The following is a 14,651-nucleotide window of genomic DNA, read 5'->3' on the forward strand; positions in this document are numbered from 1 at the left end:
CTGACCGCGCGCGCGCGCCCCGGGATCCGCGGATCCCGGGGCGCGCTCGCGCGTGTTAGTCGGTGCCGAACTCGATGGCGGCGTGGTCCAGCAGCTCCTCGTCGGGGGCCTCGCCGCGCGAGGCGATCGCGAGGGCGCCGCCCGAGGGCATCGCGCCGATGAGGCCGGTGGAGGCGGCCTGCGCCGCGCCGATCATCGTCGGGTGGGCGCTGCCGACCATGCCGATCCCGGCGTACTGCTCGAGCTTCGACCGCGAGTCGGCGATGTCGAGGTTCCGCATGGTCAGCTGGCCGATCCGGTCGTTCGGGCCGAACGCCGAGTCCTCGGTCCGCTCCATCGAGAGCTTGTCCGGGTGGTAGCTGAACGCGGGCCCGGACGTGTCGATGATCGAGTAGTCCTCGCCGCGCCGCAGCCGCAGGGTCACCGTGCCGGTGACGGCCGTGCCGACCCACCGCTGCAGCGACTCGCGGATCATGAGCGCCTGCGGGTCGAGCCACCGGCCCTCGTACAGCAGCCGGCCGAGCCGCCGGCCCTCGGCGTGGTAGATCGCGAGGGTGTCCTCGTTGTGGATGGCGTTCACGAGCCGCTCGTAGGCGGCGTGCAGGAGGGCCATGCCCGGGGCCTCGTAGATGCCCCGGCTCTTGGCCTCGATGATCCGGTTCTCGATCTGGTCGGACATGCCCAGGCCGTGCCGCCCGCCGATCGCGTTGGCCTCGAGCACGAGGTCGACGGCGGAGCCGAACTCCTTGCCGTTGATCTGGACCGGCCGGCCCTGCTCGAAGCCGATCTGGACGTCCTCGGTCTCGATCTCGACGGCCGGGTCCCAGTGCTTGACGCCCATGATGGGCTCGACGGTCTCCATGCCGGTGTCGAGGTGCTCGAGGGTCTTGGCCTCGTGGGTGGCGCCCCAGATGTTGGCGTCCGTGGAGTAGGCCTTCTCGGTGCTGTCCCGGTAGGGCAGCCGCCGGTCGGCGAGCCATTCGGACATCTCGGTCCGGCCGCCGAGCTCGCTCACGAAGCCCGCGTCGAGCCACGGCTTGTAGATCCGCAGCGAGGGGTTGGCGAGCAGGCCGTAGCGGTAGAACCGCTCGATGTCGTTGCCCTTGTAGGTGGAGCCGTCGCCCCAGATCTGCACGTCGTCCTCGAGCATCGCCCGCACCAGCAGTGTGCCGGTCACCGCCCGCCCGAGGGGGGTGGTGTTGAAGTAGGTGCGCCCGCCGGACTTGATGTGGAAGGCGCCGCAGGCGAGGGCGGCCAGGCCCTCCTCGACGAGGGCGGCCTTGCAGTCGACCAGGCGCGCGATCTCGGCGCCGTAGGCCTCGGCCCGGCCGGGGACCGTGTGGATCTCCGGCTCGTCGTACTGGCCGATGTCGGCGGTGTACGTGCAGGGCACCGCGCCCTTCTCGCGCATCCAGGCGACCGCCACCGAGGTGTCCAGGCCACCGGAGAAGGCGATGCCGACGCGTTCGCCGACGGGGAGCGAGGAGAGAACTTTAGACATGGTTATGAGTATGCATGATGCTGAATTTTCATGCAACCCGGGGTGGGGGGCGTGTCCACGGGCCGGGACCGCGACCAGGCGCGATGCGCCGCCGCCATGGCGAGCCTCACTCCAGGGCACGCGAAAGCGGGCCGCCCCCGAGTGGGGACGGCCCGCTTTCGATGCAGATCAGACCGCGGACGAGCGGGCGGCCTGCTGCGCGCGGAGCGCGGCGAACATTGGCTTGCGGGACGGCGACTCCGCCAGGCCGCTGTGGAGGACCGCGGTGATGGCGACCGAGGCCGCGGCGTCGTCGGCGGCGGCCACCCCGGCGGCCACCATGTCGAGGATCTCGTTGGCGGCGGCCGACACCAGCTCGGCGTCGGCGGTCTTGGCCGCCCGGGAGAACCCGAAGGCCAGGTCCTTGTCGGCGGTGACGTTCCAGACCGCGCAGGTGTGCAGGCGCGTCCCGTAACCGGTGCCCTCGATCCAGCAGTCGACGGCGTACACGAACGTACGGGCATCGTGGTCCCACAGCAGCTCGGCATCGAGCATGTCCGACAGCGCGGCCAGACGCTGCGCCTTGGGATACTTGGACTCGATGACGGCTGTGGCAGCGTCGCTCGAGAGATAGCTGTAGGTCATCCTTCAACGGTAGCCGCCCCGGTGCGGGTTCCCGCAAAGCCCGGACCGCTCGTTTCGCCGACAAGGGTGGGTGCTTCCTCACCAGAGCCCCCGAAAACGGACACTAGGGCCTCTTGGACCGCATTTGCCCGCCCATCCATCAGGCGCTAGCCGATCACGTCGCAGTAGGGCTGGACGGTCTCGACGATGCTCGGGCCCTGGGCCTCCTCGACGCCGAAGAGCTCGGCGGCGTCGCGGGCGAGCTGCTCCTCGTCGGCGTTGGCCGCGATGTCGCCGCAGATGTCCTGCGCGTTGTGGAGGATCTCTTCGGGCGAGGCGTCGGGGACGATCGCCCACAGGTCGGTGGCGAGGTCCGTCGGGAGCTCGGAGGCGAGCTCGTCGAGGGACGACTCCCAGTCGGGGAGGGTGGGCGCGTCGCTGGGGATCGCGATGCCGCCGTCCTCACTGCAGGCGCTGAGCGCCAGGAGTGCGCCGATGGCGAGTGCGGCGAGGGTTCGTCGTGCCGTCATGGGGTGCTCCGTTCGCGTGATGTGGGGCCACGCTAACAGGCCGGGCCCGCCGAATTGCCCGAACTGCTCCCGGCTGACGCATACGTCACCGCCGCCTCGGCACGGGCCGGACGCCCGCGCCGTTCCGCTTGCGGCCCTGGGCCCGGGACCCCTACGCCGCTTCCCACTCGAAGCCGTCCGCGTCGGTGAACGTGCCTGCGCCGCTGCCGAAGACGATGCGGTGCGAGCCGGAGCCCTCGGGCGGGACGAACGAGGTCTTGGCGGCGAACTTGCGGCTGTAGAGCGAGAGCGACACCGCGTCGCCCGGGGCCTCGAACTCGACGTACTTGCGCCCGAAGGCCTTGGCGACCTTGAGTCCCTTGTCGATGTAGAACTGCTTGGTCGCGGCGACGTCCGCGACGCCGATGCCGACGTTGACCGACTCGACCTCGCGGGTCACAGGGCCGGTCTGCTTCTTCTGGGAGGTGGCGAGCTTCCAGATGTTGCCGAACGGGTCGCGCAGGACCGCGCCGTAGCCCCACAGGCTCTTCTCGGGGGCCTTGATCGCGGTCGCGCCGGCGGCGACGGCGGTCTCGGCGAAGCTGTCGACGGTGCCCGGCTGGGCGACCACGAGGGAGATCGCGAAGCCGCGGAAGCCGCTGCTGGCGTCCTTGGCGGGCCGCACACGCAGCCAGGAGTCCTCGCCCTGGTTGAACGGCACGTCGAACGCGGCGGCGTAGAAGGCTTCGGCGGCGGCGGTGTCCTCGACTTCGAGGGTGACGGTCTCGATGGCGTTCATGGTGTGCTCCTCAACGTTTGCGCTGGTCTTGCTCATGTCACCAACGATATTTCCGAGAGGGCCCCGGCGCTTCTCGATTCCTGACCACTCCCGGGCGGTCCCCGGACGGCGGCCGCTCAGCGGTTGAGGAGGAGCTCGAACAGGTCGAGCCGCCAGGCCGCGTCCCGGGCGACGAGGAAGCCGACGATGCCGAGCACCCAGCCGGTCGTGGAGGCGGCGTTCTTGACCATCCAGTCGTTGATCCGCTGCAGCAGCGGCTCGACGGCGCTGCGCGCGACCAGGCGGGCCCCCAGCAGCAGGAGCGCGGGCAGCACCATCACCAGGCAGTACCCGGCCATGGTGAGCGTGATCCCGCCGGCCCCGATCCCGGCGGAGGTGACCAGGCCGATCGCGGCCAGGTACGGCAGCATCGTGGCGACCTCGATCGTGGCCGCCGCGAGCGCGAGGCCCATGAGCGGCAGCACCGAGGCCCGCGTGCGGGTCGCGCCGTCGCCTTCGCCGGTCTCGATGCCGAGGGCCCGTTCGCGCCAGCGCGCGGTGCGCCCGCTCTCGCCCTGCTGCTTCTTGGAGTCGAAGCGGAAGCTGAGGACGAGCAGGCCGACGCCGAGGACGAGCTGGGTCCACAGTGCGGGCCGGGTGTCGAGGAGGGCGCCGATGTCATCGATGAAGGTGGTGGCGCCGACGGCGATGAGCAGGCCGACGCCGAAGTAGAAGACGGCGATGGTGGCGAGGTAGGCGAGCATGCGGCCGGCCCTGACGCGGCCGGGGGCGAGGAGCAGCCAGATCGGGATGAGGAGCGTGCCGAAGCTGGTCGAGTCGATGAGCGCGAGGGCCGCTAGGGAGGCCGCGAGTGCGAGGTCCATGGTCCGAGCCTAGGGAGGCGCGGGGGCGGGGGCGTCGGTCTCGGGATCGAGGTTTGCGTGGGGGCCTGCATCTTTGGTGGCACGCCGTTGGGTGCGGGCGGGGCCGCGCCGTCCTTGGATACCGCTTTCAGATAGTGTCGGGCGGCGATGCGTCCGCGCCGCGCGGACCCGCCGAAGGAGGCCCTCATGCCCCGGTTCGCCGATCCGGTCGTCGTCAACGACAACGGCGCATGGTGCTGGTTCCAGGACGAGCGCGCGCTCGTCGACCCCGATGCGCAGCAGCTCGTGGTCGGATCGATCGCGGCCGCCGAAGGGCCGGGCGGGAAGGCCCGCTCGGGCAATGTGGAGCTGGCGGTCGTGGACCTGCGCACCGGCTCCTCCGAGATCGTGGTGCTGCACGAGCGGTTCGAGACGGACGACCACGACGTGCCCGCGCTGTGGCGGCGCTCGGACGGGCGCTGGCTCGCCGTCTACACCAAGCACAAGAGCGACGACCTGACCCGTTGGCGCATCAGCGAACCGAACGATCCGACCGCGTGGGGGCCCGAGCGGTCCTTCGACTGGAGCCCGCACACCGGCGGCCGCGGCGTCACCTACTCGAACCTGCGGGCGATGGGCGGGCGCCTGTACTGCTTCGCGCGCGCCGTGAACGACGACCAGTGCGCGCTGGTCTCGGACGACGAGGGCGAGACCTGGGCGTACGCGGGCAAGCTCTTCACCCGCCCGAAGGTCGGCTACGTGAACGGCTACACGCGGTACGCCGCCGCCGGGGACCGCCTGCACCTGGTCACCACCGACCACCACCCGCGGGACTTCGACAACTCGATCTACCACGGGTACCTCCAGGACGGCGCACTCCACCGCAGCGACGGCACCGTCCTGGACCCCCAGGCGCTCGACGGCGAGGCGCCCTCGCAGGAGGGGCTGACGACGGTGCTCGAAGCGGGTTCGCGCTGGGGCGGCGTGCGGATCTCGCACTGCTGGACCACGGACATCCGCACCACCGCGAACGGCGGGGTCGCCGCGATCCTGACCGCCCGCGCAGGTGAGGACGAACTCGTCCTCGACCGGAAGCGGGCGGCGCCGGACCTGCGGTTCTTCTACGCGCGCATGTCGCCCGGCGGCGAGTGGACCGTGAACGAGCTGGCGAAGGCCGGGCCGGGCCTCATGCCGCACGAGGAGGACTACACGGGCCTGGCCGCGATCGACCCGTACGACGCCGGCTCGGTGTACATCTCGACGCTCGTGGACCCGCGCGACGGCGCGGTCCTCCCCCACCGCGAGATCTTCCACGGCCGCGCCGCGGCGGCCGGCCGGTTCTGGGCCTGGACGCCCGTCACCGAGCACTCCGAAGTGGACAACCTGCGGCCGATCGTCGCCCCCGGCGACCCCTCCCGCGCGCCGCTGCTGTGGTTCCGCGGCTCCATGACCGCCTCGCAGCACTACCGCTGCGAGGTCGTGCTCCTGGACCTCCCCAGGGTCACGGGCTGAGGAACGCGCTGAGCGCCTCGGTCAGCTGCCGGGGCGCCTCCTCGGCCATGTGGTGGCCCGAGTCGATGACCGCGGACCGCACGGTCCGCTCGCACCAGGGCCGCCAGATGGCCGCCGGGTCGCCGTAGAGCCGCTCCATGTCGTCGTGCCGCGACCAGATCGCGGTCGTGGGCGCGGCGATGCGCCGCCCGGCCTCGCGGTCGGCCGCGTCGATCACGGGGTCGACGGTGAGGCCGGCGCGGTAGTCCTCGAGCATGGCCCGCACGGTGAGCGGGTTCGTCACGGCCGCGACCATGTCCCGGTGGTTCTCGGCGCCCATCCGCGCCTCGTCCGGCCGGTACCAGGCGAGCGGGTCGGCCGTGATCACCCGCTCCGCGTGGGGTGCGGCGCCGTAGAAGAACCAGTGCCACCACCGTTCGGCGAAGCGCGCGTCGGCCCACTCGAGCGCTTCGAGGATCGGCACGCCGTCGCACACCGCGAGCCGCGAGACGCGGTCGGGGGCGTCGAGCGCGGTCCGGTACGCGACGTAGCAGCCGCGGTCGTGGCCGGCGACCGCGAACGTGTCGTGGCCGAGCGCCGACATGAGCGCCGTGATGTCGGCGGCCATGGTCCGGTCGCAGTAGGCGATGTGCCCGGGATCGGGCTCGGGCTTGGACGAGGCCCCGTAGCCGCGCAGGTCCGGGCAGACGACGGTGTGCCCCGCCGCCGCCAGCGCCGGGGCCACGCGGTGCCAGGTGGCGTGGGTGCGCGGGTGGCCGTGCAGCAGCAGGACGGCGGGCCCGGACCCGCCGGACCGCCCGTGCAGGGTGATCCCGGGGGCGACCGGGACGTCCCATTCGTCGAACCCTGGGAACATGGCCATGCGGTGCCCCTCTCGCCGTCGCGCCCGGATACCCGCGGCGCGGCCGGTCCATGCCCGGCGTTTACACCCGGTTCACACCGCTGCTCTTAGCGTTCGGTCCATGAGACGCATCTTCGCCATACTCGCGGCCGCCTTCCTGGCGGCCGCCTGCAGCGCCGAGCCCGAGGTCGAGACTGAGACCAACGCATCGGGCTGCGACGCCGCGTTCACCACCGCCCTCGGCAGCTGGGCCGACGCCGGGTTCAGCGGCGCGCTCGCGATCGGCGACGGCGCGGACCACGACTGCCGGGCCGCGTTCGGCGCGGCGGACGGGGACACCCCGAACACTGAGGACACCGTGTTCGCGATCGGCTCGATCAGCAAGGCCTTCACGGCCGCCGCGGTCCTCGACCTCGCGGACGCTGGCCGCCTCGCGCTCGACGCCCCGGCAGGCGACCTGCTGCCCGGCTTGGAAGGCCCCGCCGCGGAGGCCACTGTGGAGCAGTTGCTGCTGCACACGAGCGGTCTCGAAGGCGCCTACGCCGAGGACCACCAGCCGCTCGAGCGCGACGAGGCCGTCGCGCGGATCAGCGCCCTGACCTCGGCGTTCGAGCCGGGCACCGACTTCTACTACTCGAACGCCGGCTACTCGCTGCTGGCGCTCATCGTGGACGAGACCACGGGCGACTACCGCGCGTACATGGCCGAGGAGATCCTGCAGGTCGGCGGCGAGCGCATCGGCGGGTTCTGGGACGGCGAGCCCGCCGCACCCGGGCCGCGCGCGGTCGGCATCGTCGACGGGCAGCCCGCGCAGGAGAACGGGGACTTCGCCGGGCCGCACTGGGCGCTCGCCGGGAACGGCGACCTGGCCATGACCGCCGTCGAACTGCGCGACTGGACCAGGGGCCTGTTCACCGGCGCGGTCATCTCGCCGGACGCGGTGGACCTGCTGCTGGGCACCGCTTTCGACAACGGCGACGGCACCATGGAGCTCCCCGGCTGGGTGTCCGTGGGCCCCGAGATGTTCGGCGCTCCGTTCATCACCGCCTCCGGGGGCGGCGGGGACACCGGCCACAACGCGACGGCGGCCTGGCTGCCCGAGAGCGGCACGGCCCTCGCGGCCGCGTCGAACTCCGAGGAGGTCATCGCCGGTGAACTGGTCGAGGCGATCGCCCCGGCGCTCCTCACCGGCGAGCCCATCCCCGCCCCCGAGGGCCGCGCGGAGGTCGATCCCGCCGAGCTCCAAGCGCGCGAAGGCGTCTACACCACCGACGCCGGTGCCACCTTCACCGTCACCGCCATAGAGGACGGCCTCGAGGTCGCGGCCGACGGCGCCGAGGCCGTGGCGGCCCTGTTCGAGTCCGGCGACCACACCGCCGAGGACGTCACCGCCCACGAGGCCGCCGTGCTCGCACTCCTGAACGGCGAGACCGAAGTGGGCCGCGAGGAGCGCGAGGCGATCGAAGCCGACCTCGGCGCGATCGACGGCCTCGAACTCGCCGGGACCGTGGACGCGGACGGCGAACTGCACACGTACGTGCGGATCGATTCGGGCGGCGACACCGTGCTCGCCTGGTACGCGCTGGGCGAGCACGGCGACATCGGCGCCGTCTCGCTCGGGATCGAGCCTCCCGCGTTTACGCTGGTGCCCGAGGGCGACGGTGAATACCGCGGGGCCGACTCCGCCGGGGACGGCGAGGGCGTCCAGGTGGTCTTCGAGGACGACCTGATGACCGTCGAGGGCGCGAACGGCGCCCTCGAAGCCCGCCGCGGCGCATAGGAAGGGGGCGGCGTGCGCATCCTGCTGGTCGAGGACGACCGCGACCTGGGCCCGGTCCTCGCGCTGGGCCTGCGGAACGAGGCCTACGCCGTGGACCTCGCCCAGACCTGTGCCGAAGCCGAAGACCTGCTGTGCAGCAACGACTTCGACGTGGCCTGCCTCGACCTCGGCCTGCCGGACGGGGACGGCCTCGAGCTGCTGCGGCGGCTCGGCGCCGACCCCGCGCTGCGCCGCCCCCGCCGCGTGCTCGTGCTCACCGCCCGCGACGCCGTGGACGACCGGGTCGCCGGGCTCGACGCGGGCGCCGACGACTACCTCGTCAAACCGTTCAGCTTCCAGGAGCTGGCCGCGCGGCTGCGCGCGCTCTCCCGGCGCGCCGACGTCCGCGACGCGGTCCTCGCCGTCGGCGACCTGCGGCTCGACGCCGCCGCGCACCGGGCCTGGCGCGGCGGCGTCGAACTCGACCTGACCCCGCGGGAGTTCTCGATGCTCCGCTACCTCATGCACCACCCCGGGCGCACGGTGAGCGCCGAGGAGCTGCTCGAACACGTCTGGGACGCCAACGCCGACCCGTTCACCGCCTCCGTGCGCGTGATCCTCAGCCGCCTGCGGCGCAAGCTCGGCGAACCCGGCCCGATATCCACAGTGAACGGTGTCGGCTACGTCCTGCGGGCAACGCCGTGATCGGCGCGCTGCGATCCCTGCGCGCCCGGCTCGCGCTCACCGGCGCCCTCGCGATCTACCTGCCGGTGGTGCTCGTCTTCGCGGTGACCTCGATCGACCGGCACGAGGTCACCGAGACCGCCCCTGACGGCACCACCCGCCTGGTCTCGGCCACCGGCGTCGATCCCACCGGGTGGGCGTGGTCCACGGTGATCGCGCTGCTGCCGGTCACGGCGGCGCTCGCATGGTGGTGGTCGGGCCGGGCGGTGCGGCCCTTCGAGCGCATTCGCGAAGCGGCCGAACGCATCGAGGCCTCCGACCTGAGTCTGCGCGTGGGCGGCGGGGAGGGCACCACCGAGGCGATCGGGCTCGCCGCCGCGTTCGACGCGATGCTCGACCGCCTGGAGCGGTCGGCGCAGGTGCAGCGGCGGCTCATCGAGGAGACCAGCCACGAGCTGCGGACGCCCCTCGCGGTCCTGATCACCGGGGCCGAGGTCCTGCTGCGCCACCCCGACCCGGACCTGGCCCTCTACCGGGAGGGCCTGGAGCGCAGCCGGAACGCGGCCGAGCGGCTGCGCGACGCGGTGGGCGAACTGCTCGTCGACGCGCGCGGCAGGGCCCGCGTGATCGACCGCCGCCCCACCGAGATCACGGCCCTGGTCCGCGAGGTCTTCGCCGAAACCGCCGCGTTCGCCGCCTCGCGCACTGTCCGCTTGGAACTGCACGGCGACGCCGCCGAGGCCCCGGTCGACGGGCCGAGTGTGCACCGCGCGGTCGCGAACCTCGTCCACAACGCCGTCAAGCACGCACCTGCCAGTACCGCAGTCGCCGTGGCGGTCGAACGCACGGCCACCGGCATCGCGATCACCGTGAGCGACGAGGGCCCGGGCATCCCCGCGGCCGAACGCGACCAGGTCTTCGAGCGGTTCTGGCGCGGCGACCGCGCCCCGGGCACCGGCCTGGGGCTCCCGATCGCCCGCCAGATCGCCCAGGCCCACGGCGGCGAGGCCGAACTCCTCGACGCCGAGCGAGGCTGCCGGTTCCGGCTCACCTTCCCGATCCGCGAGGGGTGACGAGCGCTGCTCCTGCTCGCGCATGAGCGCGCGTCCCGTTCCGCCGCCTCCGACCGGTTCCGGTGTGAGCAGCCGTTCCCGTTCGGCCCGTTGGGCTTCGGTGCGCTTCGACAGGTCAGGCGGGTGCCGTTCGAGGCAGTCGAACAGGCCGGGGCGCGGCGGGGTCAGCGGGCGCGGCGCAGTTGGGCGAGGAGCGCGGGCCCGGTCCAATCGCGGAAGCCGCCGCGCTCGGCGGCGTGCACGAGCTCGGCGAGGCGGCGGTTGACGGGCGCGGCAAGGCCGTGCTCGGCGGCCAGGGCGACGATCTCGCCGTTGAGGTAGTCCACTTCGGTCGGCCGACCGGCTTCGAGATCGTCCCAAGTGGAGGATCGGGCGTGCGGGTCCATGGCGAGCATGCGCGCAGCGGCGCGGGTGAACAGCGCATCGGGCAGGCCGAGGAGGACGGGGAGCAGTCGCGGGTCGAGCCCGGCGGTCTTGGCGGGGCGGAGGGCGGCCGCCTTGTAGGCGGCGAGGGCTTCGCGCTGGGCGAGGGCGAGGCAGCGGCGGTAGGCGCGCTGCGAGAGTTCGGCCTTGAGCGGCAGGTCCGACAGGGCGTTGATGGCGTTGTTGAGGTTGAGCAGGAGTTTCGCGGCCTGGACGCCGCGGAGGTCGGCCTCGCGGGCGAGGTCGAGCCCGGCCCGCGCGAATGCCGGCGCGAAGGCGTCGAGCGCGGTGTGGTCCTCGACGCCGAGGTCGCCGTCGGTGCCCTGGTGGAAGCGGCCGTCGCCGGTGCGGACCACGTTGAAGCCGACGGTCCCCGCGAGCACCGTGGCCTCCGGCAGGTGCTCGCGCAGGACGGCCGCGTTCCGCAGCCCGTTCTGGAGGCTCACGACGACCGCGCCGGGCGCGAGGTGCGGGGCGAGCGCTGCGGCGGCCTCGGCGGTGGCGGCGGACTTGACGGTGACGAGCACGAGGCCGGCTCCGGCGGCGGCCTCCGGCGCGGTCGCGTACCTGGGCGCATCGAGGCGGGCTGCGGCGCCGTGCAGGTCGGTGAGGGTGAGCCCGTGCGCGGCGACCTCGTCGGCGAGCCGCCGCCGGCCGACGAAGACGACCTCGGCACCGGCCGCCGCGAGCCTGCCGCCGACATAGCAGCCGATGCTCCCGGCACCGTAGACGCAGATCATCCTCGGATGCTACTGCCGCTCATGGTCCTGCGCGAGGCGCGGCCGATGCCGCCTTTTCCGGCCGAATCGTTTCGGGATCGACATCGCTCGTTCAATATGGGGTCATGGGATGACCCCCCTGGCCAGGTGCAATACTCCTCACATATTGCTCGAATCCCTCGGCGCAGAAACTGGAGAGCCGCACATGACCGTCAACCGCAGAACCCTTCTGGGAGCATCGGCCGCCGCGGGGGCGGCCGCTGCCGTCGCCGCCGCCTCACCCGCCGAGGCCAAGCGCACCAAGCGGTACTCCTTCACCGTGATGGGCACGACCGACCTCCACGGCAACGTCTTCAACTGGGACTACTTCGCCGACAAGGAGTACGCCGACGCCGCCGGCAACACCCGCGGCATCGCCCGCATCGCCACCCTCGTCAAGCAGATCCGCGAAGCCAAGGGCCGCAAGAACACCCTCCTCATCGACTCCGGCGACACCATCCAGGGCACGCCCCTGGCGTACTACTACGCCCGCGTCGACCCGATCGCCGCCGAGGCCGGGCCCATTCACCCCATGGCCCAGTCCATGAACGAGATCGGCTACGACGCCGCCGCACTCGGCAACCACGAGTTCAACTACGGGCTCGACACCCTCCGCAAGTTCGAATCGCAGCTCGAGTTCCCGCTCCTGGGCGCCAACACGATCGACGTCGCGACCGGCCGCCCCGCCTTCCCGCCGTACCACATGGTCCGCATGCGCACCGGCTGCGGCAAGGACGTCAAGGTCGCCATCCTCGGCCTCTGCACCCCCGGCGTCACCATCTGGGACAAGGCCTACGTGGACGGCGTGCTCGAGTTCCCGAGCCTGGAGTCCGAGGCCGCGCACTGGGTGCCCAAGCTCAAGGCGATGGGCGCCGATGTCGTCGTCATCTCCGCGCACTCCGGCACCTCCGGCAAGTCCGCCTACGACACCTCCACCGGCCTCGGCGTCGAGAACGCCGCCGCACTCGTCGCCCAGCAGGTCAGCGGCATCGACGCGATCCTCGTGGGCCACTCCCACGTCGAGATCGAGGAGCTGCGCGTCGCCGACCCCGACGGCCGCGAGGTCGTCCTCTCCAACCCGCTCTGCTACGGCCAGCGCCTCACCCTGTTCGACTTCGAGCTGGTCCTCGAGAAGGGCAAGTGGAAGGTCGAGTCCGTGAAGGCCTCGATCCTCAACTCCAACGAGGTGGAGGAGGACGAGCGCATCGCCGAGATCCTCTCCGACGAGCACAACGAGGTCGTCACCTACGTCAACCAGGTGGTCGCCGAGCAGGCCGTGGTCAAGCTGACCACCGTCGAGGCCCGCTACAAGGACGAGCCGATCATCGACCTCATCGCGAAGGTCCAGGAGGACACCGTCAAGGCCGCGCTCGCGGGCACCGAGTACGCGGACCTGCCGGTGATCGCGCAGGCCTCGCCGTTCTCGCGCACGGCCGAGCTCCCGGACGCGAACGTGAAGATCAAGGACCTCTCGAGCCTGTACATCTACGACAACACGCTGGCCGCGAAGCTCATGACCGGCGCGCAGGTCCGGGCGTACCTGGAGTACTCGGCGCAGTACTTCGTCCAGACCCCGGTCGGCGCCGAGGTCGTCGTGGACACGGCCGCGAAGACGGACAACATCACCGGCGCCGAGGGCCGCCCGGACTACAACTACGACTACGTCTCGGGCCTGAGCTACGAGATCGACATCGCCCAGCCGGCCGGCTCGCGGATCGCGAACCTCAAGTACCAGGGCGCGGACCTGGCCGACGACCAGCAGTTCGTGATGGCGGTCAACAACTACCGGGCCAACGGCGGCGGGAACTTCCCGCACGTGGCGGCGGCCCCGGAGCTGTGGAGCGAGTCGATCGAGATCCGCACCAGGATCATCGAGTGGGTGACGGCGAAGGGCCGCCTCGACCCGGCCGACTTCGCCGCGGCCGAGTGGATCCTCACCCGCGAGGGCACGCCGGTCTTCTAAGGGCCGGTGCGGCGCCGCGGCCCGTCGGGCTGCGGCGCCGTTCGCGTTCGCGCCCGCGCAAAGGGCTGTCGCCGCACGGGCGGGACGTGGCAGTATTGCGGTCACCGGGCGGCTTGCCGTCCGGCTAGTTGATGAATCCCAATACGCCCAGGAGTGCACATGGACTTTCGGGAAGAGGCCGCCGCGATCGCGCCCGAGCTGATCGCGCTGCGCCGCGAACTGCACCGGATCCCCGAGATCGGGCTCGACCTTCCGAAGACGCAGGCGGCCGTGCTCGCGGCCCTCGCAGGACTGCCGCTGGAGATCACGCTCGGCCGCACCTCCACGTCGGTCACTGCGGTCCTGCGCGGCGGGAGTCCGGGGCCGGTCGTGCTGCTGCGCGGCGACATGGACGCCCTGCCGGTCACCGAGGAGACCGGCGTGGCGTACACGTCGGAGCACGTCGGCACCATGCACGCGTGCGGCCACGACCTGCACACGGCCGGGCTCGTGGGCGCGGCGAAGCTCTTGTCGGCGCACCGGGCCGAGCTGGCCGGGGACGTGGTGTTCATGTTCCAGCCGGGCGAGGAGGGCCAGGACGGCGCGGGCCACATGATCGCCGAGGGCGTGCTGGAGGCGGCGGGGCGCAAGGCCGATGCCGCCTACGGGCTGCACGTCATCTCGGACATGGTGCCGCGCGGGGTGTTCACGACGAGGCCGGGGCCGATGATGGCCGCATCGTCGGGCCTGTTCGTGAACGTGGTCGGCAAGGGCGGGCACGGGTCGCGCCCGCACGCGACGCTCGACCCGATCCCGGTGGCGGCTGAGATCGTCACGGCGCTGCAGACGCTCGTGACGCGGCGGTTCTCGACGTTCGAGCCGATCGTCATCACCGTGGGGACCTTCCACGCGGGGACGCGGCACAACATCATCCCGGACAACGCGAAGTTCGAGGCGACCGTGCGGACGTTCTCGGCCGAGGCGCTCGACCAGGTCGAGAAGGAATCGGTGAAGCTCGCCGAGGACATCGCGACCGCGCACGGCCTCTCGGCCGAGGTTCGGTTCGACCGCGAATACCCTGCGACCGTGAACGATGCGGACGAGGCGGCGTTCGTGGAGGCCACCGTGAAGGACCTCTTCGGCGAGGCCCGGTACACGGAGATGCCGTTCCCGGTGATGGGCTCCGAGGACTTCTCGCGGGTGCTCGAGAACGTGCCGGGCAGCTACATGTTCTACGGCGCGACGATCCAGGACGACCCGGACGACGCGGCCTCCAACCACTCCCCCAGGGCGGCCTTCGACGACAGCGTCCTCGCCGACGGCGCGGCCCTCCTCGCGGAGCTGGCCGTGCGGCGCATGGCCCGCGGCTAGCAGTTCATGCAAGAGTCTTGGAGGGGCGGTCCGC

13 protein-coding genes are annotated in these 14,651 nt (G+C 72.0%); 6 read left to right on the forward strand and 7 right to left on the reverse strand.

Features of this window, described 5'->3' with window-relative positions; genetic code table 11:
* Positions 1-55: 55 nt before the first annotated feature.
* The 5 genes from argG to AB0I03_RS21090 all read right to left on the reverse strand — a co-directional run bounded on the left by argG (position 56) and on the right by AB0I03_RS21090 (position 4,275).
* On the reverse strand, positions 56-1,501 hold the full coding sequence (gene argG / locus AB0I03_RS21070; protein ID WP_360415370.1) for an argininosuccinate synthase: 1,446 nt from the start codon (positions 1,499-1,501) through the stop codon (positions 56-58).
* Between the two features lie 168 nt (positions 1,502-1,669).
* Positions 1,670-2,125: a hypothetical protein gene (locus AB0I03_RS21075; protein ID WP_360415372.1), complete on the reverse strand. Its 456-nt coding sequence runs from the start codon at positions 2,123-2,125 to the stop codon at positions 1,670-1,672.
* A 146-nt stretch (positions 2,126-2,271) separates the two neighbouring features.
* Positions 2,272-2,634 (reverse strand): hypothetical protein, encoded by a 363-nt coding sequence (locus AB0I03_RS21080; RefSeq protein WP_360415374.1) that lies wholly within the window; start codon positions 2,632-2,634, stop codon positions 2,272-2,274.
* Between the two features lie 151 nt (positions 2,635-2,785).
* Entirely contained in the window at positions 2,786-3,412 is a 627-nt protein-coding gene (locus AB0I03_RS21085) for a VOC family protein (protein WP_360415673.1), read from the reverse strand.
* 116 nt (positions 3,413-3,528) lie between these two features.
* Entirely contained in the window at positions 3,529-4,275 is a 747-nt protein-coding gene (locus AB0I03_RS21090) for a GAP family protein (protein WP_360415376.1), read from the reverse strand.
* 186 nt (positions 4,276-4,461) lie between these two features.
* Here AB0I03_RS21090 and AB0I03_RS21095 point away from each other — a divergent pair, with 186 nt between their 5' ends.
* On the forward strand, positions 4,462-5,766 hold the full coding sequence (locus AB0I03_RS21095; protein WP_360415378.1) for a BNR-4 repeat-containing protein: 1,305 nt from the start codon (positions 4,462-4,464) through the stop codon (positions 5,764-5,766).
* On the opposite strand, the gene AB0I03_RS21100 is transcribed toward AB0I03_RS21095, so the two are convergent.
* Entirely contained in the window at positions 5,756-6,622 is an 867-nt protein-coding gene (locus tag AB0I03_RS21100; RefSeq protein ID WP_360415675.1) for an alpha/beta hydrolase, read from the reverse strand. The genes AB0I03_RS21095 and AB0I03_RS21100 overlap by 11 nt on opposite strands.
* 106 nt (positions 6,623-6,728) lie before the next feature.
* Here AB0I03_RS21100 and AB0I03_RS21105 point away from each other — a divergent pair, with 106 nt between their 5' ends.
* Genes AB0I03_RS21105 through AB0I03_RS21115 form a run of 3 tightly spaced genes read left to right on the forward strand, consistent with a single transcriptional unit; the run spans position 6,729 to position 10,123 of the window.
* Positions 6,729-8,387: a serine hydrolase domain-containing protein gene (locus tag AB0I03_RS21105; protein ID WP_360415380.1), complete on the forward strand. Its 1,659-nt coding sequence runs from the start codon at positions 6,729-6,731 to the stop codon at positions 8,385-8,387.
* A gap of 12 nt (positions 8,388-8,399) precedes the next feature.
* Positions 8,400-9,071, forward strand: a complete 672-nt coding sequence (locus AB0I03_RS21110) for a response regulator transcription factor (RefSeq protein WP_360415382.1) — start codon at positions 8,400-8,402, stop codon at positions 9,069-9,071.
* Positions 9,068-10,123, forward strand: a complete 1,056-nt coding sequence (locus AB0I03_RS21115) for an ATP-binding protein (protein WP_360415384.1) — start codon at positions 9,068-9,070, stop codon at positions 10,121-10,123. Before AB0I03_RS21110 ends, AB0I03_RS21115 begins: the two co-directional genes overlap by 4 nt.
* A 164-nt stretch (positions 10,124-10,287) precedes the next feature.
* Here AB0I03_RS21115 and AB0I03_RS21120 read toward each other — a convergent pair whose 3' ends face one another.
* Entirely contained in the window at positions 10,288-11,286 is a 999-nt protein-coding gene (locus AB0I03_RS21120; RefSeq protein WP_360415386.1) for a 2-dehydropantoate 2-reductase, read from the reverse strand.
* 184 nt (positions 11,287-11,470) lie between these two features.
* Between AB0I03_RS21120 and AB0I03_RS21125 the strand changes: the two genes are divergently transcribed.
* Both AB0I03_RS21125 and AB0I03_RS21130 read left to right on the forward strand, forming a co-directional pair.
* Complete coding sequence (locus tag AB0I03_RS21125; protein WP_360415388.1) at positions 11,471-13,267, forward strand: 5'-nucleotidase C-terminal domain-containing protein; 1,797 nt, start codon at positions 11,471-11,473, stop codon at positions 13,265-13,267.
* Between the two features lie 159 nt (positions 13,268-13,426).
* Complete coding sequence (locus tag AB0I03_RS21130) at positions 13,427-14,617, forward strand: M20 family metallopeptidase (RefSeq protein WP_360415390.1); 1,191 nt, start codon at positions 13,427-13,429, stop codon at positions 14,615-14,617.
* Positions 14,618-14,651: the final 34 nt, after the last annotated feature.

Source organism: Glycomyces sp. NPDC021274 (assembly GCF_040641195.1).
Lineage (GTDB): Bacteria > Actinomycetota > Actinomycetes > Mycobacteriales > Micromonosporaceae > Glycomyces.

Bases quoted from the DNA above. Each gene is read 5' to 3' on its own strand.
- AB0I03_RS21125 (WP_360415388.1), top strand. From the start codon at position 11,471: ATGACCGTCAACCGCAGAACCCTTCTGGGAGCATCGGCCGCCGCGGGG.
- AB0I03_RS21100 (WP_360415675.1), bottom strand. From the start codon at position 6,622: ATGTTCCCAGGGTTCGACGAATGGGACGTCCCGGTCGCCCCCGGGATC.
- AB0I03_RS21085 (WP_360415673.1), bottom strand. From the start codon at position 3,412: ATGAACGCCATCGAGACCGTCACCCTCGAAGTCGAGGACACCGCCGCC.
- AB0I03_RS21080 (WP_360415374.1), bottom strand. From the start codon at position 2,634: ATGACGGCACGACGAACCCTCGCCGCACTCGCCATCGGCGCACTCCTG.
- AB0I03_RS21120 (WP_360415386.1), bottom strand. From the start codon at position 11,286: ATGATCTGCGTCTACGGTGCCGGGAGCATCGGCTGCTATGTCGGCGGC.
- AB0I03_RS21095 (WP_360415378.1), top strand. From the start codon at position 4,462: ATGCCCCGGTTCGCCGATCCGGTCGTCGTCAACGACAACGGCGCATGG.
- argG (WP_360415370.1), bottom strand. From the start codon at position 1,501: ATGTCTAAAGTTCTCTCCTCGCTCCCCGTCGGCGAACGCGTCGGCATC.
- AB0I03_RS21075 (WP_360415372.1), bottom strand. From the start codon at position 2,125: ATGACCTACAGCTATCTCTCGAGCGACGCTGCCACAGCCGTCATCGAG.
- AB0I03_RS21105 (WP_360415380.1), top strand. From the start codon at position 6,729: ATGAGACGCATCTTCGCCATACTCGCGGCCGCCTTCCTGGCGGCCGCC.
- AB0I03_RS21090 (WP_360415376.1), bottom strand. From the start codon at position 4,275: ATGGACCTCGCACTCGCGGCCTCCCTAGCGGCCCTCGCGCTCATCGAC.
- AB0I03_RS21130 (WP_360415390.1), top strand. From the start codon at position 13,427: ATGGACTTTCGGGAAGAGGCCGCCGCGATCGCGCCCGAGCTGATCGCG.